This is a genomic window from Ruegeria sp. HKCCD6119 (assembly GCF_013110585.1).
Taxonomy (GTDB): domain Bacteria; phylum Pseudomonadota; class Alphaproteobacteria; order Rhodobacterales; family Rhodobacteraceae; genus Ruegeria.
The window spans coordinates 1-21,257 of sequence record NZ_WVQV01000011.1 but is presented as its reverse complement, the minus strand read 5'-3'; the positions used below and the strand labels follow the sequence as shown (position 1 = coordinate 21,257).

The following is a 21,257-nucleotide window of genomic DNA, read 5'->3' as shown; positions in this document are numbered from 1 at the left end:
AAATGGCGGCAAAATCTACTTCGGACGCTCCAAAGCAGGCCATCCGGCATTTCGACATCCTTGTCGCGCCGGGTTTCGTGCTGTTGGAGCTGGCGTCGTTGGTAGAGGTATTGAGGCTGGCCAACCGCGTATGCCCAAGCCCTCCGTTCTCCTTCACCTATCGCTCGCTCAAAGGTGGCCCGATTGCCAGCAGCAGTGACGCCGTGGTTCAAACAGAAGCAGTGCTGCCACAGCCAAGGGCGGATTACCTGTTCGTAATCGGCAATTCAGACCCGGACCATCCGGATTTGTCGTTGGGGCGGGTGGTGTCGGACTATACCTTCCGGGACGCCAAGGTGTTCCTGCTGGCCGAAGCCGCCAGCCGCTATATCGACGAGCAGGGAACAGCCGACTTGGCAACCCATTGGGAAAACGCATCGTTCCTGCGGGAACGCGGCGCCCGGTTCGAAGCCAAACTGTCGATCGCAACCGAACAGGGCGCGGTTGTGACATGTGCCGGGATGGAGGCCACAACGGATATCGCCTTGGCGGTGATCGGGCGCCATATCTCGGGGCCTGCGAAGATGACCGTGGCCGACATCATGCTGCATGAGAACATCCGCGATTTCGCTTCGATGCAACCGTTCTCGGGGGCCAAGTTGACGGCGACCGGCGATTCGAAGCTGGATCAGTGCATAAAGCTCATGCAGGCCAATATCGAGGACCCCCTGCCTATCAATCAGATCGTCGAATCGCTGCACCTGTCGAACCGGTCCCTCGAGCGCAAGTTCAAAACCTTTTTTGGAACCACTCCCAACGGATTCTACCGGGAAATGCGACTAGCCAAGGCAAATAACCTGTTGCTGAACACCACGATGAGCGTACGCGAAATTGGATTGGCCTGTGGTTTTCCGAACGGGTTTTCGTCCGTGTACAAAAGCTTCTTCGGGGTCACGCCCTTTGTCGTACGCCGGCAAAAGCGAGCCGCATCACATCGGTGAAAACTTCGGATTCTGTGACGCTTTTGATGCATTTGCCGTCGATCTTTCATGGCAATCTATGCCAAACCTGACACAGCGGAGATTTCAGGATGGTTGATCTTCCCAGCAAGGCCCGAGTGGTCATCATCGGCGGTGGCGTCATCGGATGCTCGGTTGCATATCATTTGACCAAGAAGGGCTGGACCGATGTTGTTCTGCTAGAACGCAAGCAACTGACCAGCGGCACCACCTGGCACGCGGCGGGCCTGATCGGGCAACTGCGCGCGTCTTCCAACATGACCAAACTGGCGCGTTATTCCGCAGAGCTCTATCTGGGCCTTGAGGAAGAGACCGGTGTCGCCACCGGCCTACGTCAGGTCGGGTCCGTTTCGGTCGCCCTGACCAGTGAGCGGTTGGAGGAGCTTCACCGAAATGCGGCAATGGCCCGCGCCTTTGGCGTGCCGGTCGAAGAGCTTTCTCCGACCGAAGTCAAAGAGCGATATGAGCATATCAACCTCGACGGCGTGGCAGGTGGCGTTTGGTTGCCAACCGATGGCCAGGCAGATCCTGCTAATATTGCCTTGGCGTTGGCCAAGGGTGCGCGTCAACGCGGTGGGTTGATCAAGGAACGGGTGAAGGTGACCGGGATTTCCCGGCACGGACGGCGCGCGACCGGTGTCGACTGGGTCAGTGATGACGGGCAATCCCAAGGGCATATCGCCTGTGATATGGTTGTCAATTGCGCGGGAATGTGGGGGCGCGAGGTAGGCAAGATGGCCGGCGTGAATGTGCCGCTGCACGCCTGCGAGCATTTCTACATCGTCTCTGAACCCATTGAAGGGTTGAGCCAGATGCCGGTTCTGCGGGTGCCAGATGAATGCGCCTACTACAAGGAAGATGCGGGCAAAATGATGTTGGGCGCATTCGAGCCGAATGCCAAACCCTGGGCCATGAACGGTATTCCCGACAGCTTCGAGTTCGACCAACTGCCCGAGGATTTCGACCACTTCGAACCGATCCTCGAAGCGGCGTGCAACCGGATGCCAATGCTGTCCGAGGCGGGTATTCACACCTTCTTCAACGGCCCCGAATCCTTTACTCCCGACGACGCCTATCACCTGGGGCTGGCACCCGAGATGGACAATGTCTGGGTCGCGGCCGGGTTCAACTCGATCGGTATCCAGTCCGCCGGTGGCGCAGGCATGTCGCTGGCCGAGTGGATGGATGCCGGTGAAAAGCCCTTTGATCTGGGCGATGTGGATATCGGTCGGATGCAGCCGTTTCAGGGCAATAAGAAATACCTTTATGAACGCTCAAAAGAAACGTTGGGATTGCTCTACGCTGATCACTATCCCTATCGCCAGAAAGCCACGGCGCGCGGCGTGCGCCGGACGCCATTCCATCACCACCTGAATGAACACGGTGCCGTGTTCGGCGAACTGGCCGGGTGGGAGCGTGCCAATTGGTTCGCGAACGAAGGGCAGGAACGCGAATACAGCTACAGCTGGAAGCGTCAGAACTGGTTCGAGAACTCGGCCGCCGAACACCGCGCGGTGCGCGAGAACGTGGGCATGTATGACATGTCCTCCTTCGGCAAGATCCGGGTCGAGGGCCCCGATACCGAGAAGTTCATGAACTATATCGGTGGCGGTAATTACGCGGTGGCCAATGGCAAGATCGTCTACACGCAGTTTCTGAACCGTTCCGGCGGGATCGAGGCGGATGTCACCGTCACCCGCCTTTCCGAGACCGCCTATCTGGTGGTCACCCCGGCGGCGACGCGCCTGGCGGACCAGACGTGGATGTTGCGCCATGCGGGCAATTTCAACGTGGTCATCACCGACGTCACGGCGGGTGAAGGCGTTTTGGCGGTGATGGGTCCGAATGCGCGGGCCTTGCTGGAGAAAGTCTCGCCCAACGACTTCTCGAACGCGGCAAACCCCTTCGGCACCGCGCAGGAAATCGAGATCGGCATGGGCCTCGCCCGCGCCCACCGCGTCACCTATGTGGGTGAGCTGGGCTGGGAGATCTACGTCTCATCCGACATGGCGGGCCACGTCTTTGAAACGCTGCACGAGGCGGGGCAGAACATGGGGCTGAAGCTGTGCGGCATGCACATGATGGACAGCTGCCGGATCGAAAAGGGCTTCCGCCATTTCGGCCATGACATCACCTGCGAAGATCACGTGGTGGACGCCGGGCTGGGCTTTGCCGTCAAGGTGGACAAGGGCTGCGACTTCATCGGCCGCGAGGCGGTGATTGCGCGCAAGGAAAGCGGCCCGAAATCGCGCCTTGTGCAGTTCCGCCTGACCGATCCCGAGCCGCTGCTGTTCCACAATGAACCGATCATCCGCGATGGCGAGTATGTGGGCTATCTCAGCTCGGGCAACTATGGCCACACGCTGGGAGGTGCGATTGGCTTGGGTTACGTGCCGTGCGAGGGGGAGAAGGCCGCAGACGTTCTGGCCTCGACCTACGAAATCGACGTGTGTGGCACGAAAGTTCGGGTCGAGGCGTCGCTCAAGCCGATGTATGACCCGAAATCCGAACGGGTGAAGGTGTGACCACGGGGTTTGGTGGGGGCGCTGCCCCCGCCGCCTTCGGCGACTCCCCCGGGATATTTGTGGCCAGATGAAGAGCGGGTCCCTTGTTCATCTGGCCACAAATATCCCGGAGCGCGAGGCAGAGCCTCGCATTTCAGACCTCACCTAAAAAGCGTGGTCTGACAACTCATCAAACATTGTTATGTGACACTTCACTGTTTTCAGAGTTTTCAACCCGTTCATTTCTGCCTTAAACCGAACCGGTATCAACCGGAGACCCGATGTGGCAGACACGCTTCTACCTTCACAGAACACGGACACACCAAAGGGGCTTGCGCTGGCAGTCACGGCCTATGTCCTGTGGGGGTTCTTGCCTCTGTACATGAAAGCGCTGGATCATATGGGCGCGGTCGAGGTTGTGGCGCACCGTGTTATCTGGTCAGTGCCTGTGGCCGGGTTGTTGCTGGTTGTCCTGGGCCGAACCCGGGATCTGAAGGCCGCGCTTGGCAATCCGAAGATGTTGGGTATGGCCGCTTTGACAGCAGCGCTTATTTCCGTGAACTGGGCGATTTACGTATGGGCCATTTCCACGGGCAACGCACTGGATGCGGCGTTGGGTTATTACATCAACCCCCTATTCAGTATCGCGCTGGGGGCAATCCTGTTGAGAGAACCCCTGACACGGACACAATTGTTCGCGGTCGGATTGGCCGCGCTGGGTGTGGTGGTACTTGTGGTGGAAGCCGGTCGTTTGCCTTGGGCGGCTCTTGGGTTGATGATCAGTTGGGGATTCTACGCGTTCTTCAAGCGCTCGCTGCCGATTGGGCCGAACCAGGGTTTCCTGCTTGAGGTCCTGATCCTTTTGATTCCGGCACTGGTCTATGTCACCATTCTGGGTGTGCGGGGCACTGGTCATTTCGGTGTCGCGATGTCGGACACCTTGTTGTTGTCCTGTGCAGGGGTAGTAACGGCGGTGCCATTGCTGGTCTATGCAAACGGCGCCAAACTGGTGCGCCTGTCCACGATGGGCATCCTGCAATACATCGCGCCGACCATGATTTTCATTACCGCGATAACCCTGTTCGGCGAAAAGATTGACACGGGCCGGATGATCGCGTTCCCACTGATCTGGGCGGCTCTGGTCGTTTACTCGATCCCTATGATCCGGCAGGCGCGCGGTCAGGCCTGAAGCAACAGACGCGCGGCTGCATTCGCCCAGAGCGCATACGCCCGTGGGCTGGGATGGTAGCCATCCGGTGCAGCCAATGCCGGGTCGTCCGGCAGGTCGAGTGGCAGATGTTGAACATGCGGAAATGCAGCCGCAACCTCTTGCAACCCCTGATCCAGGCGGGCGGCCTGGCATCCAAGCACCCAGGCCAGCGGCTGTGGTAGGGCCGGAAACCTGTTCATCTGCGGGACAGCGGTTACGACGATGCGACGAGCCCCCAGGTTTTCTGAAAGCAAGCGGATAAGGCGGGTCTGACAGCGCGCAAATTGCTGGCGTGTTACGGCACGGGTGACATCATTGACTCCGAGTGCCGTAACGACAGCATCGAACTCGCCGTCCATTTGCGACAGGCGGTCGATCGTGTCCTGGGTGGTGTGCCCGGTTGTCGCTTCCAGCCGCCATTCGACCGCATAGTGGCTGGCCAGACGGTTGACCAGATGACCGGATAACGCCTGATCTTGCGTGCCTGCGCCCACTCCGGCAGCCGAGCTGTCACCGGTGATCAAAAGCCGCAGACGTGGCCCGCGCCCTGTGCGGCCTTCGCGCGGGCCAGTCGGTTCCGGCAGCAACTGCGCGTTCCTTCGCACCGATAGCCCCTGCGTGGCAAGCACCGGAAGCAACGGAACCCGCAAAATCTGATCGGCAGCTAGGGAACGAGGCATTGTCAGCTCAGCGCGTTTTTGAATTCCAGAAAGCGAGCGTCTGTCATGACCCGAGCCATCATGGCATCGCGCAAGGCACCTACCGTTTTGTAGGGGCGCATGACGACCTCGAAAACCTGGATCAACCCGTCGTCGTTCAACGTAACAAGATCCACGCCGATACCATCCAGATCACCGACTTTGCATTGAAACTCCAATGCCCAGTCTTTCCCGTCGCCCATGACGCGCCGATAACGAAAATCTGAAAACACCTGCCCGACATGCCCCAGAACGGCAGCGACCGGAGCGCGCCCTGTCCAGGTGCTGTAGTATGTGGGCGGCAGGAACTGCACATCTTCGGCCAGGAGCTGATGGATCAAGGTCTCATCGCCCTTTGCGACAACCTCTTGCATGCGTTCAATTGTCGGGTGCATGGCATCTCCTCCGCTTTTGAAGAGAAGGTCACCGAACATCGGCGGGCATGCAAGGACGACGTTGCGGGAGGTCACGAGCTGGGATAGGCACCCTGCATGAGCGACACCTATGATCCCCCTCAAACCCCGCTGGATGTGTTGCATGAAGATGCACAGCTGATCGTGGTGAACAAACCTTCGGGCCTGCTTTCGGTTCCGGGGCGGGGCGCGCATCTTTCAGATTGTCTGTTGACCCGGGTGCAGGATGCATTTCCACAAGCACTGCTGGTGCACCGGCTGGACCGTGACACGTCCGGTGTCATGGTCTTTGCCCAAACGCCGCACGCACAGCGCAACCTGAGCATGCAATTCGAGCAGCGTCAGACCCGCAAAACCTATATCGCCCGAGTCTGGGGGCAGCTGGAACCCAAGACCGGCACCGTGGACTTGCCTCTGATCGTGGACTGGCCCAACCGACCCAGACAGATGGTTTGCCACGCGACGGGCAAACCTGCCGTGACGGACTGGCGTGTCGTGAAGACCGAAGGCGATACGACGCGTGTGCGTCTGTTTCCCAAAACGGGCCGGTCTCATCAACTTCGCGTCCATATGCAGGCGCTGGGCCACTCGATCCTGGGCGATCCATTCTATGCGACGGGCGATGCGCTGGACTTCCCCAGATTGATGCTGCATTCGGAAGAACTGCGTCTGAAACACCCGGAAGGTGGGGTTTCGATGAAGTTTCGGGCCCGGCCCGAGTTCTGATCTCAGGCCGTGCTGGTCCAGAGCACCTTTAGATTTCCCAGCGAAAATCGTCTGGATCGTTTCTTTGATACGGGCTGCTTGCACTGCCGGGCCATGGCGATTTCGCGCTCGATCTCGAAGGCGCGCAGGGTATGGTCCTGAGACCATTGCCCCAGCCTGAGTGTCATCATGACATGGGTGTCGAGGTATGGCATTTTTCGTGCTCCTTCTTTCGATGCCAATTCAATCTGGCCCATCACTCCTGACACCCTCTTGTCAGTGGGGTGTGCTAGGGTGTCAGCATGGTGACAGGAGGATGCAATGCGCCGTTCGACCCGATTGTTTGAAATCATCCAGATCCTGCGGGCTGCGGGCGCTCCGGTCACGGCAGAGGCCCTGGCCGCAAGGTTGGAGGTGTCCGTGCGCACGGTTTATCGGGATATCGCCGAGTTGCAGGCGCAACGGACGCCCATCGAAGGTGAGGCCGGTATCGGGTACGTGATGCGGCGCGGCTATGATCTGCCGCCGCTCAATTTCGATGCAGAAGAAGTTGAGGCCTTGTGGGTTGGCCTGTCTCTTCTTGCGCGTACCGGCGACAGTCACCTGCAAAGGGCCGCCAGCCGGATATGCCAGAAGATCGACGCATTGCATTGCCCAGCGGATTGGTTGCAGGTTGCCCCATGGGGTGCCCCGGCGGATGATCCAAACAAGGGTTGCGTTTCGATCGCGCATTACCGCGAAGCCATCAGGGCAGAGCGGAAAATCCGTATCACCTATGAAGATAGCGAAGGCGAACGCACGGTTCGGGTCGTGCGCCCTGTGGCGCTGATCTATCACATCGAATGCACGATGTTGGCAGGCTGGTGCGAATTGCGCAACGGGTTTCGCCATTTCCGCACCGACCGTATCTGGTCCAGTGAATGCACCGAAGATAGCTTTTCAGGACAAAGCAGGTCATTGCGCGAGCTCTGGCAGGAGCAACAGAACGCAGAAACGTTCGTTGAAGCGGTTTGAATACGTGTTTGGCGGGTATTCGCCGACTTCACCGCATTGTAGCTTGAGCCGCCAAGCCTGCACAGTGATATACTGAGGAAAACGAAGCACGCCCGAATAACGGGTGCTGGAGCAGAAGGTGATATCATGACGATTTCCAAGTTTTTCGTGGCCACAGGTTTGTGTTCAGCCCTTGTGTTGGCGGCCTGTACCGACCCGGGCACGCTGAAAGTACAGGACGACCCGAACCAGAACGCCAAACAGGGCGCCGTTCTGGGTGGGCTGGTCGGCGCTGGAATCGGGGCAATTGCCAATAATTCGAACCCCGGTCTGGGCGCGTTGGCCGGTGCTGCAATCGGTGCTGCCGGGGGCGGCGTGATCGGCAATCAACTGGACAAGCAGGCTGCGGAGCTGCGCCAACAACTGGCAAATGACGGAATTACAATCGTCAACGCAGGCGATCGCCTGATTGTGACGGTCCCGAATGACATCACCTTTGACACCGACAGTTCGACTGTGCGCCCGGCGTTGCGGTCTGATCTGGTGAAAGTGGGCCAGAATCTGGTCAACTACCCGAATTCGAACGTGCAGATCATCGGGCACACTGACAGCGACGGCGACGCAACCTACAATCAGGGCCTGTCAGAGCGCCGCGCGAATGCCGTGGCCGATATCCTTCAGGCCAACGGTGTCAGCTACAACCGTATTCGCACGATCGGGCAGGGCGAAAACAACCCTGTCGCGTCCAACCTGACGCCGGAAGGAAAATCGCAAAACCGGCGTGTCGAGATTGTAGTGGTGCCCAGCGGGAACGCGTAACCACTGCGCGGCGTGAACAGCGGGGCCGCCCAATGGGCGGCTCGGTTTGCGCAATGACTGTGCGTCAAATGGGGTTTGGATCGGGGTGATCTCGGTCTAACTTGCGCCAAACACAGAAACGGAGCTTTCCCGATGTCCCAACCGACCCTTCTTGGCCTGTCCGGGTCCCTGCGCCAGAACGCGACCAACCGTAAGCTTCTGCGCGAGGCGGCACGGTTGTTCGATCCGGCAAGCTTTGTCGAAGCGGATTTGAACCTGCCCCTCTACGACGGTGATCTGGAAGACAAAGAAGGGATTCCCCAGGCGGTTCATACGCTAGCCAATCAGATCGCACAGGCCGATGCGGTGATCATTTCGACACCAGAGTACAACAAGGGTCCATCAGGCGTTCTGAAAAACGCGCTGGACTGGGTCAGCCGAACGCAAGGCAATCCATGGGCCGACAAACCGGTTGCGGTAATGTCGGCGGCCGCTGGTCGTGCAGGCGGGGAACGGGCGCAGATGATCCTGCGGGCCTGTATGGTTCCATTTCAGCCGCGCATCCTGCAAGGGCCCGAAATCCATCTGGCGAACAGTTCGAACGAATTCGACGATCAGGGAAAGCTGCGTTCGGACCGGTACGAAAAGTCTTTGCATGACTTGATGCAGAAACTCCGGGCCGAGGCCGGTTTCTGATCGCGGGTCAGGCAAATGACGCAAGAGCGACAGACCGATCTCTTGGATCCGGCCCGCCCGGCCGCATTTCAGGTCGCGCTGGGTGGTGTGCCAACGATCGCCAGTGGTTCGGAATTGCCGCCCTTCTTCCATCAGCTTTATTTCTGGACCTCTCAACCGGCCGCTGCATTGGGTCGGGATGGGCATCCCAAGGTTGGGGGCTTGATCCCGGATATGGGGTTGCCGCGCAGAATGTGGGCCGGCGGGCGGTTGACCTTTCATGCGCCATTGATCGCAGGGATCACCGCCGAAAAGAAATCGGTTCTTGAAAGTCAAAACGCCAAGGTGGGGCGGTCCGGCCCGTTGGGCTTTGTCACGTTGCGGCACGAGATCTGGCAGAACGGTCAGTTGCGCATGACAGAGTGGCAGGATCTTGTATATCGCGAAGATCCTGCGCCGGATGCTGAAATGCCCCAACCGCCCACAGCGCGCACCGATGAGACCGATTGCCGCGAAGTCGGGTTCGATTCAACGTTGTTGTTTCGATACTCGGCCCTGACCTTCAATGGCCACCGTATTCACTATGATCTGGACTATGCGCGCGATGTGGAAGGATATGGCGGGCTGGTCGTGCACGGGCCGCTTCTGGCGCAGCTTCTGATGCTTTTCGCGGTTGACCTGATCGGTCCGCTCGCCTCGTTTTCGTTCCGCGCGACTTCACCATTGATGCATTTCGAAACTGCCCAGTTGTGTCGGAGGGGTGCAAACATGTGGGTGCGCGGCCCTGACGGGCGGCAATGCATGCAAGCCGTCGCGCAGTCACAATGAGGCTTCGGGCCGGAACTCATCAGGGATCGTATCCCGATCTTCCAGCAAAAGATCGGCCATGACCTCGGCGATTTTGGGGGCCATGCCGAAACCGATTTTGAACCCGCCATTGGCGATGTACTGCCCTTGATGCAGGGGATGGGCGCCCAACATCGGCGCTCGGCTTTTGCTGCGCGGGCGCACACCAGCCCAGCGTTCGATCACCTCGGCCCCGTGCAACAGGGGCAGGACGCGCGTGGCGCGGTCTATCACGTCGTCCAGAGCTTCGTCCGTGCTGGTCGGGTCCTCATAATCCCGTTCCGAGGTCGATCCGACCGCAAGTGTTCCGTCTGCATGCGGCACAATGTGAATCGCGTCGGCGAATAGTTGCGGCACTTCCCCTGCGTCGAAGCGCAACAGGGCGGCCTGCCCTTTGACTCCATTTCCGACGGTCTTGCCGTAGGCGTCGTTCAGTTCCTGCAATCCTGCAAGGCCCGTGGCGTGGATGACCTGCCCCTTGTCCTCGGCTTCACTGACAATGTGAACGCCCATGACCTCCAGTGCTGCGACCAGCGCGGCACAGGCCCGCCGGGGGTGCATTCGTGCCGTCAGCGTATCGCGAATGACAAAGCCTGTGGGGCTGGGTGGGCACCATGAACCCGCTTGGGTCGCGGTGATGACACGCCATTCCGCCCGACCTTGCCAAAGCTCATCTGCGGTGCCTTCGCGCTGGCGGGCCAGTTCCAGACCACGCGCGTCCGGGATCGGCTGAAGGCGGCCCAGCCGGCCATAGCCGGGTGAAACCCCGCCGGTGTCTTCGATCTGTCGCCAGAACGGTTCAGCCATGATCAGACTGTCGAACTGAAATGCTTTCTTGGCGTTCCAGTTTTCCGGCACATGCGGGGCCAAGGCGCCGACCAGACCTCCGCTGGACCCGGCGCCGGGACCGGACGGATCGACAACCTGCACTTTCGCGCCGCGGCGCGCACAAATCCAGGCGATGGACAGGCCGAAAATTCCTGCGCCGCGAACCGTCACATCGACCATTGCCAATTCCCTTTTCCTTGTTCAGTGTCGCGCCGCTTAGCTACAGGATTCCCCAATGGCAGACCAGCGCGCCGAATTGACGTGGACCGAAGATCAGATACCGGTCTCGGATCGCTTCGACGACCCATATTATTCGTTACAGAACGGGCTGGAAGAGACGCGCCATGTGTTTCTGGCGGGAAATGACTTGCCTGCACGGTTTGCGACGGGGTTTCACATTGCCGAGTTGGGTTTTGGCACCGGCCTTAACCTGCTGACCGCCTGGTCGGAATGGGAGGCATCCGGCCAGAAAGGGCCATTGCGCTTTACCAGTTTCGAAGCCTTTCCCATGGCACCGGACGACATGCAGCGCGCGCTTGGAGCCTTTCCCGAATTACATCCGTGGAGCAGCCGGTTTCTGGCGCATTGGACAGGGCGCACGTGTATGTTGGATTCGCTTCGGTTTGAGGTTGTGATCGGCGATGCACGCAAGACATTGCCGAACTGGGACGGTGTGGCAGATGCTTGGTTTCTCGACGGGTTTTCACCAGCCAAGAACCCTGAATTGTGGGGCGCGGACCTGATGCAGGACGTGGCAAGCCACACTGTCAAAGGCGGTACAGCTGCCACGTATACGGCCGCGGGTTTTGTGCGCCGGGGGCTTGAAAGTGCCGGTTTCAACGTAACCCGCACACCCGGCTATGGTCGCAAGCGGCACATGACACGGGCACACAAAGCATGACCCAGACGAACAATGTCGGTGCGGGCATCGCTTTGATGGTGGGCGCGACAATTGTCTTTGCCTTGCAGGACGGTATCTCGCGCCATCTGGCCGGAACCTATAACACCTACATGGTGGTCATGATCCGCTATTGGTTCTTTGCGGCTTTTGTCATCGCTCTGGCCGCCCGGGCCCCCGGTGGACTGAAGGCGGCCACAAAGACAAGTCAGTTGGGTTTGCAGATCGTGCGGGGCTTGTTGCTGGCGGCCGAGATCTGCATTGCGGTGTTCGGCTTTACGGTCCTTGGCCTGATCGACAGTATGGCCGTCTTCATCTGCTATCCTTTGCTTGTCGCCGCGCTGAGCGGGCCGGTGCTGGGCGAAAAGGTCGGATGGCGGCGATGGGCCGCGATCGGTGTCGGCTGCATCGGCGTTCTGATCATCCTGCAACCGGGCGCCGGGGTCTTTAACCCATGGGCTGTCATACCTTTGATTTCCGCTTTGCTGTTTGCGATCTATGGACTTTTGACGCGATATGTCGCCCGTCAGGACAGCGCGGCGACCAGCTTTTTCTGGACCGGTGTCGCCGGTGCCGTGGCGATGACCGTGTTTGGCATGTGGTTCTGGGAGCCGATGGCGCGCGGCGACTGGCTCTGGATGGCGCTGCTTTGTGTCAGTGGGGTGTTCGGGCACTGGCTGTTGATCAAGTGCTATGAGATGGCCGAAGCCAGTGCGGTTCAACCCTTTGCATATTTTCACCTGGTCTGGAGCGCGATCCTGGGTATTTCGATCTTTGGCGAAACGTTGCGCCCCGAAGTCGTGGCGGGCGCAACCATCGTCGTGGCCGCAGGTTTGTTCACCTTATGGCGCGAACGCCGCCAGAGATGATCCGATCAGCTCCTGCGAGAAAGGAACCGGAAGGGCGGGTTGCCCCAGGCGGGCACGGTAGACCGGCAGGCTTTCGGTCACGCGCATCACGTAGTTCCGCGTTTCGCTGAACGGGATCGTCTCGATCCAGTCGACGATATCGACCTCGCCTGTGCGCGGATCACCATAGCGTTCCATCCACGAGATCGGGCGCCGTGGCCCCGCATTGTACCCCGCCGCCATCATCACAACGTTGCCGTTGAAATCGGCCGCCAGACCAGAAAGATAGTTGGCCCCAAGCTTTGCGTTGTATTGCCAGTCCGTGGTCAATCGTCCCGTCTGATGGCCGCTGAGAATGCCCAGCTCGCCCGCGACCAGCTTGGCCGTGGCGGGCATTACCTGCATCAGGCCGCGTGCACCCGCACCGCTGACGACGACCGGGTCGAACTCGCTTTCACGGCGCGCGATGGCCAATGTCATTTCCTTGGCCATCGGCAATCGCATATCTGCAACGGGATGGACCGGGTAATAGGCTGCGGGCAGAACGGTTCCCGTAGTTGCCGCCCGTTTGGCGATCATCACGGCCAGATGCGGCTGTTTCAGTTCGATCACCAGATCGCCCAATTGATTGGCCTGTACTGGATCAAGGCTTTCGACCAGATGGGTCAGGAACCGTTCGGACAGGTTTGCTTCTCCGGCTTTCAGCAACAGCAATCCGGCCTCCAAAACGCTGGAATCGGCAAATTCCGCCTGCCGCCAATGCGGCGCGGGCCGCGGATTGGCCAGTTCTGCATCAAACGGTCGTCCGATCCGTTCTGCGGCTAACAGACCGTAGAATGAGGTCTGGTAGTCGGCCCCCATCGCATAGGCGTCATACGCCTTGTCCGCGTCACCCAATGCCGCGTAAGAGCGCCCAAGCCAATAGCCACCACGGCCTTTCGAGATCGGAGATTTCACGGCGTCCGAAAAGTTCTGGAAGTGGCGAATGGCGGTGGCAGGATCATTCAGTTTGCGAAGCGCCAGAAAACCGGCCAGCCATTCAAGATCGGCATAGCCGTAACCCATTTCGGGGGTCATGTGATGATTGGCGGCCACGTCATAGGCGCGCGCCGCACGGCCCGATCGCATCTCAAGCCGTGCAAGACGGCGCCGTCCCTCGGCCCATTTGTCAGGCTCACCCAGGGCGTCAGGCCCGGTAGAGCGTGCCAGCATCAGATCGACGGCGCTGTCATCCAGTTCTTTCTTGTCGCGCCAGACAAAACGATCGAAGGCCAGCCCGGGCGCATCCGCCAGAGACTTGGGAACTGCTGCCACCTTGGTGTCCACACCGGGTTGGCGTTTCTGCAATGCTATCCTTGCTTCGGCCAGTTTGCGTTCGTCTGAACCGACCAAAGGCAACATCTGCCCGGCGCTTACAAGATGACCGTCCCACAGCATTCTGTCCAAGCGCGCCGCGTGATGCGGCTTCAGAAGTTTGGCAAAGTTCTCCAGATAGCTTTTTTGCAGACCCGAACCCATTGGCATGGTGCGCCAAGCGGTCACAATGTCGGCCTCCGCTTCTCCGATGCGTCCCTTGGCTTTCAGAGCGACGGCAAAGTTCAACGCGCCCTCTGCCGTCTGAGGCGGCATGCCGGCATAGAATTTCAGAACCCTGTCTGGATCGGCACCGGTGAAAACAGGCTCGCTCTTGCGGCGCAACCATGCCAGCCCGGGCCAGTCCGGGCGACGTTCGAGAAACACCAACACGTCGCCAGAGCTGCCGAAGCCCTCGCGCAGCCAGTGCCAGACAATGATATCGCGCGATACAGAACCACGCTGGCCGGATACGCGCAACGCTGCGTTCCAGTCGCCTTTGCGCATTTCGGTAAGTCCAGCGCGCAAATCAGCAGCAGCATCTGCCCGTGCTGAATGCGTCGCAGTCACCGAATACAGAATCACAGCAGTCAACAGTGCCAGAAAGCGTGTCATCCCTTGCATTTCCCAACCAACCGAGGATAGAGCCTGTGAGGATAAACCGTGCGTCGCCGGGATCAACTCACAAAGCTGGAAACGTGAGGGACCGCGGCGTAAAAATTGCAAAATGCACCTTGAAGGAGCGTGTCATGTTCAAAGGCTCGATGCCAGCCCTCGTCACCCCGTTCAACAACGGCGAGTTGGACCTGAAGACGCTCAAACATCTGGTGGACTGGCAGATATCCGAAGGCTCGACCGGGCTGGTGCCTGTGGGAACAACCGGCGAAAGCCCGACGCTCAGCCACGAAGAGCATGAAACAGTGATCGAAGAGGTCGTCAAAACCGCTGCGGGCCGCGTTCCGGTCATTGCCGGTGCCGGGTCGAACAACACGGTCGAAGCTGTCCGCTTCGTTCAGTTCGCGGAAAAAGTCGGAGCGGATGCGGCACTGGTCGTTACGCCGTATTACAACAAACCGACTCAGCGTGGCCTGATCGCGCATTTCGAGGCGCTGCATGCGGCCGCGGATATCCCGATCATCATCTACAACATTCCGGGCCGCTCAGTCATTGACATGACACCTGCCACGATGGGTGAACTGGCCAAGCTTCCCCGTATCGTCGGGGTCAAGGATGCAACGGGCGATCTGGCCCGTGTCAGCCAGCAGCGTGCAACTTGCGGCGCAGATTTCTGCCAATTGTCCGGCGAAGACGCCACCGCACTTGGCTTCAACGCACACGGCGGTGTTGGCTGCATTTCGGTCACCGCAAACGTGGCCCCCAGGCTCTGCGCCGAATTCCAGCAGGCGACACTGGCAGGGGATTACGCAAAAGCGCTGGAGTATCAGGACAAACTGATGCCGCTGCATGAGGCGATCTTCATCGAGCCGGGCCTGGTCGGTGCCAAATATGCACTCAGCAAACTGGGCCTTTGCAGCACCGAAGTCCGCTCACCCCTGACCGAGCTGGAAAACAGCACCAAGGATGCAATCGAGGCCGCAATGGCCCATGCTGGCCTGATCTGACTGGTATTTCAGAATACAACGAAGGGCGGCCTCGAACCTCGAGCGCCGCCCTTTCTTCTCCATATATCCAGACTTCATCTGGCTAAAAATATCCCGGGGGAGTCGCGGCTTGCCGCGGCGGGGGCAGAGCCCCCTCAGCGTTTGCCGTAATACAGCCCCACGACATGTTCGGCCTGCGCAAAGAACAGCCAGCGCGACGTTGCAACACCTGCCAGATGCGAGGCCACGGCCAGCAGGGCGAAGACGTGATTGAACGGCAACAACAACAGCAGAACCGGCAGCACGAATGCCAGAACGAACGAGATCAGCCGCAGTTTTTCGGCGTGTTTGCGCCCGACCACGTGAACAAACTCTCGCAGCAGATAATTGGTGCCGGTATGGGGCGGCTCAAAGGCGCGGACGGAACCGCGTGCGCCAAGCCCGGTGGCTGTACCCAGATCAGTTCCCGATGATGCAAACGCCTGATCCCCTTTGCGCCAGTACAGTATCTGCACCAGCGCCGCGATCAGCAGCAGCGGCAGAGCTGCACTTGTCTGACCTGCCAGCAAGGCACCACCGGCCAGGCTGAAGCTGAGGAACATGGCAGGTGTCAGGTTCATGTTCCAGCGTGGGATGGTCTTGAGCTGCGTGTAGATCATCGATGTCGTGAACACTGTGGCCAGCGACAACCCTGCGCCGATCCAGCCCAGAAAACCCCAGCGCTGGTCCAGAAACACCACGCCAATTGCATAGAGCCCCATGACGACCAGCGCGAGTACGGCACACCAACCTTCACGGCTGAGCCAGCTGGTTTTCCATTGAGTGAAGGCTTTCAAGGCCCGTTCCGGATGGCCCAGGTGGAAGGTCGAAGCCAAAAGCCCGCCGACGGCCAGACCATAGGCAATGGCGAAGAACACAAAAGCCACCCAACCCGAAACAGCCGGAAACCCCAGGCCAAGAAAGAACAGCAGTCCAAATCCCAGACCGGACAGGGTGGTGAACAGAATGACGGAGGGTGCGGGATGCATCAGAGTTTCTCCAACGTCTTGTCGAGCCAGCCGAGGAACCCTTTGGGCTCGTCAGCGATGGGGGCCAGCAGGGGGGCCAGTATGTCGATCTGGTCTTCCACGGTGTCCTTGGGGCGCGGGGGCAGGTATTTGTTGACGGGTTTTGTACCCATTTCCGGCATCAGGTCCATGCCACCCCGTTCTGCAACCAGCTGGCTGACATCGCTGTCAGGGTCGCCCAGATCACCAAAGTGCCTTGCGCCCGCAGGGCAGGTGCGAACACAGGAGGGGATACGGTCGACCTCGGGGAGGTTTTCGTTGTAGATGCGGTCCACGCAAAGTGTGCATTTCTTCATCACACCTTCGGCCACATCCAGTTCCCGCGCACCGTAAGGGCAGGACCAGGCGCACAGGCCGCATCCGATGCAATCGCTTTCATTGACCAGGACGATGCCATCCTCGACCCGCTTGTAGCTGGCGCCGGTGGGGCAAACGGTAACACAGGGCGCGTCTTCGCAATGCAGGCAGGATTTCGGGAAGTGGATCAGCTGGGCATGCCCATCGGCAGGTTGCACTTCGTAGGAATGCACGCGGTTGAGAAAGGTGCCCGAAGGGTTTGCACCGTAGGCGTCCTGATCCGAAAGAGGGGCGCCATAATTTTCTGTGTTCCAGCCTTTGCAGGAAATAACGCAGGCGTGGCAGCCGACACAGGTGTCCAGGTCGATGACCAGGCCCATCTTGCGGTCAGTGGAGTTTGGTAGCTGGGTCATGTCAGTGAACCTCTGCTGTGGAGGGCAGGTGAGGGGGCCAGCCCCCTCTTGAGCCTGCGGCTCAATTCACCCCCGGGATATTTTTGGCCAGATGAAGTGCGGATCCGGGTCATTTGCCCACCTTCCAGGCCAGGTTCTCAGGGCCGGTTCCGACAGGAGATTTGATCGGGTCGAAATTCGGCTGGCTTTGCGCATCGGCAGGTGCGTCGGCTTTTTCGATTTTGACCTTCAGGTCGAACCATGCCGCCTGACCAGTGATCGGGTCCGAGTTGGCCCAGCGCATTCCATCATCTTTGGACGGCAGCAATTCGTGAATCAGGTGATTGAGCAGGAAACCTTTGGTCGCTTCTGGTGCGCCGTCCTGCAAGGCCCAGGCGCCCTTGCGTTTGCCGATGGCGTTCCATGTCCAGACCGTGTTGTCGTTCAGCGCGGCCATCTCCATCACCGGCACGGTGATCTCACCGTGGGGGGAGCTGACTTTTGCCCAGTCTCCGTCTTGCAGGTTGTGTTCCCGCATCAGTTTGGTCGGGACGTACAGCGGGTTTTGCCCGTGCAACTGGCGCAGCCATGCGTTCTGTGTGCCCCAACTGTGATACATGGCCATTGGGCGCTGCGTCAGGGCGTTGACGGTGAAGCCTTCATTGCCCTGCTGATCGGTTTCGTACCAGATCGGCAACGGATCCATGGTGTCCTTGATGCGCTGGCGCAGGTGCTCGGGCGGCTGGCGGTCTCCGTGACCTTCGGCAGCCAGCTGGAACCGGCGCATCGGTTCGGAATAGAGTTGGAACAGATAGGGCTGAGGGCTGTCATAGATGCCCATCCCGACGGCCCAGTCCTGATAGGCGGTGTTCCACGGTTTGTAGTAATCCGCGCCTTCCGGGATATGCGCCACATAAAATCCGCCGTTTTCGATATACCGGTTCAGCTGATCCGGATTGACCTCGCCGCGGCCTTCCTTGTCGCCGTCTGGACCCCGGAAGCCGGCCAGCGGGCCGATGCCAGGGCGTCGTTCGTGGTTGACAATGTAATCTGCGTAGTCATTCCACTTTGGGCTGCCGTCTTCATTCGTGAAACCCGGCAGGCTCATACGGTTGGCCAGCTCGATCAGAACCGACTGGAAACCACGCACGTCACGGTCGGGTTCGACCACCGGCCAGCGAATGGCGTCAGCTGCGGCGTCGGCCTCGCAGATCGGGCGATCCAGCAGGGAGATACAGTCGTGCCGCTCAAGATAGGTGGTGTCGGGCAGGATCAGGTCGGCATAGGCCACCATTTCAGAAGAATAGGCATCGGAGTAGATGATGCGCGGGATGATGTAATTGCCGTCTTCGGCCTTGGCCGTCAGCATCTCCATCACACCTTTTGTGTTCATGGAGGAGTTCCACGACATGTTCGCCATATACATGAACAGCGTGTCGATCTTGTAGGGATCACCGGCAGCCGCGTTCGAAATCACCATATGCATCAACCCGTGCGCGGACATCGGGTTTTCCCAGGTGAATGCCTTGTCGATGCGTTGCGGCGTGCCGCAGTCGTCCAGCAGCAGGTCTTCGGGACCACGTGGAAAGCCCAGATGCGGGCCGTTCAGCGGGCGTCCCGGACGCCTGTCGCCATGAGGCGTCGGGTGTGCTTCGACCGGTTTGGGATAGGGTGGCTTGAAGCGGAAACCGCCCGGCACCTCGACTGTTCCCAGCAGGATCTGAAGCACGTGCAGTGCGCGGCAGGTCTGGAAGCCGTTGGCATGGGCCGAAATGCCCCGCATGGCATGGAAGCTGACGGGACGACCAATCATCTTCGAGTGCTTTTCACCCCGAAAATCAACCCATTCCTGATCCAGTTCGATCGCCTGGTCAAAAGCAACCCTGGCGATTTCGGCGGCAATGGCCCGGATACGCTTGGCGGGGATGCCGCAGCGATCGGCCACCGCCTCGGGCGCGTGTTCGTTGCTGAGGTATTTCTCGGCCATCAAGTGGAAAACGGGACGGTGCGTTACACCGTCCTTGTCATAGGTCGCCGACAGGTCCGGGCGCACGCCGGGCTTGTCGAATGCGGTTGGCTTGCCCGTCTTGCGATCAATAACCAGCGGCTTGCCATCCTCGTCGCGCAGGAACAGGCCCTTTTCCGCACCCTCGCTTGCGTTCACCAGAACCGGCGCATTGGTATAGCGGCTCAGGTAATCCAGATCGATCTTGCCAGCTTTCATCAGGACGTGGATCAGCGACAAAATGAACAGCCCGTCTGTTCCGGGTGTGATGCCAACCCAGTCATCGGCAACTGCGTTATAGCCCGACCGGATCGGATTCACTCCGATCACCCGTGCGCCGCGCGCCTTGATCTTGCCGATCCCCATTTTTATCGGGTTGCTGTCATGATCCTCGGCGACGCCGAACAGCATGAACAGTTTGGTGTGATCCCAGTCGGGTTGCCCAAACTCCCAAAAAGCGCCGCCCATCGTGTAAATGCCACCGGCCGCCATATTGACCGAGCAGAAGCCGCCGTGGGCTGCGTAGTTCGGAGTGCCGAAATTCTGGGCCCAGAAACTGGTGAAGCTCTGGCTCTGGTCGCGGCCAGTGAAGAAAGCCAGCTTCTGCGGTGCGGTTTCATGCAGTTCGTTCAGCCAGCCCACGGCAGTGCTGAGCGCCTCGTCCCACTCGATTTCGCGAAATTCACCCGAGCCGCGTGGGCCGACACGCTTCAGCGGTTTGCGCAGGCGAGAGGGGGCGTTGACCTGCATGATCCCGGCAGAGCCCTTGGCGCACAACACACCCTTGTTGACCGGGTGGTTCCGGTTTCCTTCGATATAGGCTACCTTGCCATCTTTCATGTGAACGTTGATGCCGCAGCGGCAGGCGCACATGTAACAGGTGGTTTTGCGGACCTCGTCCGAAACTTTCGGAGACGTTTCAAGGATCGGCTGCTGATGGGTCATTGGCGGGTCCTGTCGGTTATGTCGGGAGGATTGTTTCACTTTCCTTCCGATTTGAGAACATCGTTCTGAAGACGGCGCGAGTTCTGAGTTTTATTTCCTGATAGCTTGCAGTGCCGTCACGGCGATCATCTGGGTCACGTCTTCGGCGCTGCATCCGCGGGAAAGATCGTTGGCGGGTCGGGCCAGCCCCTGCAGAACCGGGCCGATTGCGGTGTAACCCCCCAGTCGTTGCGTGATCTTGTAGCCGATATTGCCCGCGTCGAGATTGGGAAAGATCATCACGTTGGCCTGACCGGCGACCGAAGATCCGGGCGATTTGCGATCCCCGACCGAGGGCACGAAGGCCGCGTCGAACTGAAGCTCGCCGTCGACCTCGAGATCCGGGGAACTTTGACGCAGTGTTTCAGTGGCCTCGATCACCTTGTCGACATCGGGATGCTTTGCGCTGCCTTTGGTCGAAAAGCTGAGCATGGCGATCTTGGGGTCAACCCGCAGCAGTGCGCGCGCCGATCTGGCCGAGGCGACGGCAATTTCGCTCAACTCGTCAGGGCTGGGATCGATGACCAGGCCGCAGTCCGAATAGAGCATCGCCCGCGCTCCGGGTTGAGCGTCTTCCGGCGGGTACATCAGGAAAAAGGATGATACCATTCCGGCATCGGGGGCCATGCCGATCACCTGAATGGCCGCGCGTACAATGTCTCCGGTCGTGTGAACGGCTCCACCTACGGTTCCAGTGGCCCGCCCGCTGCGTACCAGCATGGCGGCATAGACTGGCGGTGTTTCAACGGCGGCTCGGGCCTTGGCCGGATCGACGCCCTTGTGTTGGCGCAGTTCAAAATAGGTTTGAGCAAACTCTTCGGTCAGGTCCGAGGTTGCCGGGTCGTGAACGATGACGCCGTCAGAGCGAGTGGCGTTCTGGTTTTTGAGGGCGGCGTCGACCTCGGCTTGTGGACCGACCAGAATGACATCGGCCAGTCCGGCTTGTTGGGCGGCCAGCGCCCCCGCAACAACGCGGGGATCACTGCCTTCGCATAAAGAAATCACAGGGCGCGAGGCCGGGGCGCTCTGACGCAACAGTTCAATTGGTGTCATTGTCATGCGCTGTGGCCTCGTCCTTTGATTACGCTTCCTGAGCTTTCATGTCGTCGGCGGAGATTCCGGCGACGGCGACGGGTTTTTTCAT

20 protein-coding genes are annotated in these 21,257 nt (G+C 59.6%); 11 read left to right on the top strand and 9 right to left on the bottom strand.

Annotated elements, in window-relative coordinates; translation table 11 throughout:
* Positions 1-2: 2 nt before the first annotated feature.
* The 3 genes from GS611_RS17950 (at position 3) to rarD (ending at position 4,691) form a co-directional block, all read left to right on the top strand.
* The gene (locus GS611_RS17950; RefSeq protein ID WP_171637714.1) at positions 3-980 is read left to right on the top strand and encodes a GlxA family transcriptional regulator; all 978 of its coding nucleotides are present in this window, start codon (positions 3-5) and stop codon (positions 978-980) included.
* Positions 981-1,069: 89 nt separating this feature from the next.
* Entirely contained in the window at positions 1,070-3,523 is a 2,454-nt protein-coding gene (locus GS611_RS17945; RefSeq protein WP_171637712.1) for an FAD-dependent oxidoreductase, read from the top strand.
* Between the two features lie 262 nt (positions 3,524-3,785).
* Positions 3,786-4,691: an EamA family transporter RarD gene (gene rarD, locus GS611_RS17940; RefSeq protein ID WP_171637710.1), complete on the top strand. Its 906-nt coding sequence runs from the start codon at positions 3,786-3,788 to the stop codon at positions 4,689-4,691.
* Here rarD and GS611_RS17935 read toward each other — a convergent pair.
* Together GS611_RS17935 and GS611_RS17930 are read right to left on the bottom strand one after the other, a co-directional pair.
* Positions 4,682-5,392, bottom strand: coding sequence for an SGNH/GDSL hydrolase family protein (locus GS611_RS17935; RefSeq protein WP_171637708.1), 711 nt, complete (start codon positions 5,390-5,392; stop codon positions 4,682-4,684). The genes rarD and GS611_RS17935 overlap by 10 nt on opposite strands.
* Positions 5,393-5,394: 2 nt before the next feature.
* Positions 5,395-5,805, bottom strand: coding sequence for a nuclear transport factor 2 family protein (locus GS611_RS17930; RefSeq protein WP_171637706.1), 411 nt, complete (start codon positions 5,803-5,805; stop codon positions 5,395-5,397).
* Positions 5,806-5,901: 96 nt separating this feature from the next.
* Here GS611_RS17930 and GS611_RS17925 point away from each other — a divergent pair, with 96 nt between their 5' ends.
* Positions 5,902-6,549 carry an RluA family pseudouridine synthase gene (locus GS611_RS17925; protein ID WP_171637705.1) on the top strand — a complete coding sequence of 216 codons (648 nt, stop codon included), beginning with the start codon at positions 5,902-5,904 and terminating at the stop codon, positions 6,547-6,549.
* Positions 6,550-6,551: 2 nt separating this feature from the next.
* Here the strand turns inward: GS611_RS17925 and GS611_RS17920 are convergent, their stop codons facing one another.
* On the bottom strand, positions 6,552-6,743 hold the full coding sequence (locus tag GS611_RS17920) for a hypothetical protein (protein WP_171637704.1): 192 nt from the start codon (positions 6,741-6,743) through the stop codon (positions 6,552-6,554).
* 106 nt (positions 6,744-6,849) lie between these two features.
* On the opposite strand from GS611_RS17920, the gene GS611_RS17915 reads away from it, so the two are divergent.
* The 4 genes from GS611_RS17915 (at position 6,850) to GS611_RS17900 (ending at position 9,822) form a co-directional block, all read left to right on the top strand.
* Entirely contained in the window at positions 6,850-7,542 is a 693-nt protein-coding gene (locus GS611_RS17915; protein ID WP_171637703.1) for a YafY family protein, read from the top strand.
* A 126-nt stretch (positions 7,543-7,668) separates the two neighbouring features.
* Entirely contained in the window at positions 7,669-8,340 is a 672-nt protein-coding gene (locus GS611_RS17910) for an OmpA family protein (protein ID WP_171230628.1), read from the top strand.
* Between the two features lie 132 nt (positions 8,341-8,472).
* Entirely contained in the window at positions 8,473-9,015 is a 543-nt protein-coding gene (locus tag GS611_RS17905) for an NADPH-dependent FMN reductase (protein WP_171637702.1), read from the top strand.
* Positions 9,016-9,030: 15 nt separating this feature from the next.
* Positions 9,031-9,822, top strand: coding sequence for an acyl dehydratase (locus tag GS611_RS17900; RefSeq protein WP_171637701.1), 792 nt, complete (start codon positions 9,031-9,033; stop codon positions 9,820-9,822).
* Here the strand turns inward: GS611_RS17900 and GS611_RS17895 are convergent.
* Positions 9,814-10,848 carry an FAD-binding oxidoreductase gene (locus GS611_RS17895; RefSeq protein ID WP_171637700.1) on the bottom strand — a complete coding sequence of 345 codons (1,035 nt, stop codon included), beginning with the start codon at positions 10,846-10,848 and terminating at the stop codon, positions 9,814-9,816. The two genes, GS611_RS17900 and GS611_RS17895, sit on opposite strands and share 9 nt — an antisense overlap.
* Positions 10,849-10,903: 55 nt before the next feature.
* Here GS611_RS17895 and mnmD point away from each other — a divergent pair, with 55 nt between their 5' ends.
* Together mnmD and GS611_RS17885 are read left to right on the top strand one after the other, a co-directional pair.
* Complete coding sequence (gene mnmD, locus GS611_RS17890) at positions 10,904-11,569, top strand: tRNA (5-methylaminomethyl-2-thiouridine)(34)-methyltransferase MnmD (protein ID WP_171637699.1); 666 nt, start codon at positions 10,904-10,906, stop codon at positions 11,567-11,569.
* Positions 11,566-12,435: a DMT family transporter gene (locus tag GS611_RS17885; RefSeq protein ID WP_171637697.1), complete on the top strand. Its 870-nt coding sequence runs from the start codon at positions 11,566-11,568 to the stop codon at positions 12,433-12,435. The genes mnmD and GS611_RS17885 overlap by 4 nt, the downstream gene beginning before the upstream one ends.
* Here GS611_RS17885 and GS611_RS17880 read toward each other — a convergent pair.
* On the bottom strand, positions 12,409-14,382 hold the full coding sequence (locus tag GS611_RS17880) for a lytic transglycosylase domain-containing protein (protein ID WP_171637695.1): 1,974 nt from the start codon (positions 14,380-14,382) through the stop codon (positions 12,409-12,411). The genes GS611_RS17885 and GS611_RS17880 overlap by 27 nt on opposite strands.
* Before the next feature lie 134 nt (positions 14,383-14,516).
* Here GS611_RS17880 and dapA point away from each other — a divergent pair, with 134 nt between their 5' ends.
* The gene (gene dapA, locus GS611_RS17875; protein WP_171637693.1) at positions 14,517-15,389 is read left to right on the top strand and encodes a 4-hydroxy-tetrahydrodipicolinate synthase; all 873 of its coding nucleotides are present in this window, start codon (positions 14,517-14,519) and stop codon (positions 15,387-15,389) included.
* A 134-nt stretch (positions 15,390-15,523) separates the two neighbouring features.
* Here the strand turns inward: dapA and GS611_RS17870 are convergent, their stop codons facing one another.
* From GS611_RS17870 to pta, 4 genes are all read right to left on the bottom strand, one after another.
* Positions 15,524-16,396 (bottom strand): DmsC/YnfH family molybdoenzyme membrane anchor subunit, encoded by an 873-nt coding sequence (locus GS611_RS17870; RefSeq protein WP_171637691.1) that lies wholly within the window; start codon positions 16,394-16,396, stop codon positions 15,524-15,526.
* Positions 16,396-17,145 (bottom strand): 4Fe-4S dicluster domain-containing protein, encoded by a 750-nt coding sequence (locus GS611_RS17865; protein WP_171172200.1) that lies wholly within the window; start codon positions 17,143-17,145, stop codon positions 16,396-16,398. The genes GS611_RS17870 and GS611_RS17865 overlap by 1 nt, the downstream gene beginning before the upstream one ends.
* Before the next feature lie 109 nt (positions 17,146-17,254).
* A complete protein-coding gene (locus tag GS611_RS17860) occupies positions 17,255-20,074 on the bottom strand; it encodes a molybdopterin oxidoreductase family protein (protein ID WP_171637689.1) in 2,820 nt (939 codons plus the stop codon).
* A 90-nt stretch (positions 20,075-20,164) separates the two neighbouring features.
* The gene (pta, locus tag GS611_RS17855) at positions 20,165-21,172 is read right to left on the bottom strand and encodes a phosphate acetyltransferase (protein ID WP_171637687.1); all 1,008 of its coding nucleotides are present in this window, start codon (positions 21,170-21,172) and stop codon (positions 20,165-20,167) included.
* Between the last annotated feature and the right edge of the window lie 85 nt (positions 21,173-21,257).

Coding starts and splice junctions, on each gene's coding strand:
- GS611_RS17950 (WP_171637714.1), top strand. CDS start 3: ATGGCGGCAAAATCTACTTCGGACGCTCCAAAGCAGGCCATCCGGCAT.
- GS611_RS17945 (WP_171637712.1), top strand. CDS start 1,070: ATGGTTGATCTTCCCAGCAAGGCCCGAGTGGTCATCATCGGCGGTGGC.
- GS611_RS17935 (WP_171637708.1), bottom strand. CDS start 5,392: ATGCCTCGTTCCCTAGCTGCCGATCAGATTTTGCGGGTTCCGTTGCTT.
- GS611_RS17930 (WP_171637706.1), bottom strand. CDS start 5,805: ATGCACCCGACAATTGAACGCATGCAAGAGGTTGTCGCAAAGGGCGAT.
- GS611_RS17925 (WP_171637705.1), top strand. CDS start 5,902: ATGAGCGACACCTATGATCCCCCTCAAACCCCGCTGGATGTGTTGCAT.
- GS611_RS17920 (WP_171637704.1), bottom strand. CDS start 6,743: ATGCCATACCTCGACACCCATGTCATGATGACACTCAGGCTGGGGCAA.
- GS611_RS17915 (WP_171637703.1), top strand. CDS start 6,850: ATGCGCCGTTCGACCCGATTGTTTGAAATCATCCAGATCCTGCGGGCT.
- GS611_RS17910 (WP_171230628.1), top strand. CDS start 7,669: ATGACGATTTCCAAGTTTTTCGTGGCCACAGGTTTGTGTTCAGCCCTT.
- GS611_RS17905 (WP_171637702.1), top strand. CDS start 8,473: ATGTCCCAACCGACCCTTCTTGGCCTGTCCGGGTCCCTGCGCCAGAAC.
- GS611_RS17900 (WP_171637701.1), top strand. CDS start 9,031: ATGACGCAAGAGCGACAGACCGATCTCTTGGATCCGGCCCGCCCGGCC.
- GS611_RS17895 (WP_171637700.1), bottom strand. CDS start 10,848: ATGGTCGATGTGACGGTTCGCGGCGCAGGAATTTTCGGCCTGTCCATC.
- mnmD (WP_171637699.1), top strand. CDS start 10,904: ATGGCAGACCAGCGCGCCGAATTGACGTGGACCGAAGATCAGATACCG.
- GS611_RS17885 (WP_171637697.1), top strand. CDS start 11,566: ATGACCCAGACGAACAATGTCGGTGCGGGCATCGCTTTGATGGTGGGC.
- GS611_RS17880 (WP_171637695.1), bottom strand. CDS start 14,382: ATGACACGCTTTCTGGCACTGTTGACTGCTGTGATTCTGTATTCGGTG.
- dapA (WP_171637693.1), top strand. CDS start 14,517: ATGTTCAAAGGCTCGATGCCAGCCCTCGTCACCCCGTTCAACAACGGC.
- GS611_RS17870 (WP_171637691.1), bottom strand. CDS start 16,396: ATGCATCCCGCACCCTCCGTCATTCTGTTCACCACCCTGTCCGGTCTG.
- GS611_RS17865 (WP_171172200.1), bottom strand. CDS start 17,145: ATGACCCAGCTACCAAACTCCACTGACCGCAAGATGGGCCTGGTCATC.
- GS611_RS17860 (WP_171637689.1), bottom strand. CDS start 20,074: ATGACCCATCAGCAGCCGATCCTTGAAACGTCTCCGAAAGTTTCGGAC.
- pta (WP_171637687.1), bottom strand. CDS start 21,172: ATGACAATGACACCAATTGAACTGTTGCGTCAGAGCGCCCCGGCCTCG.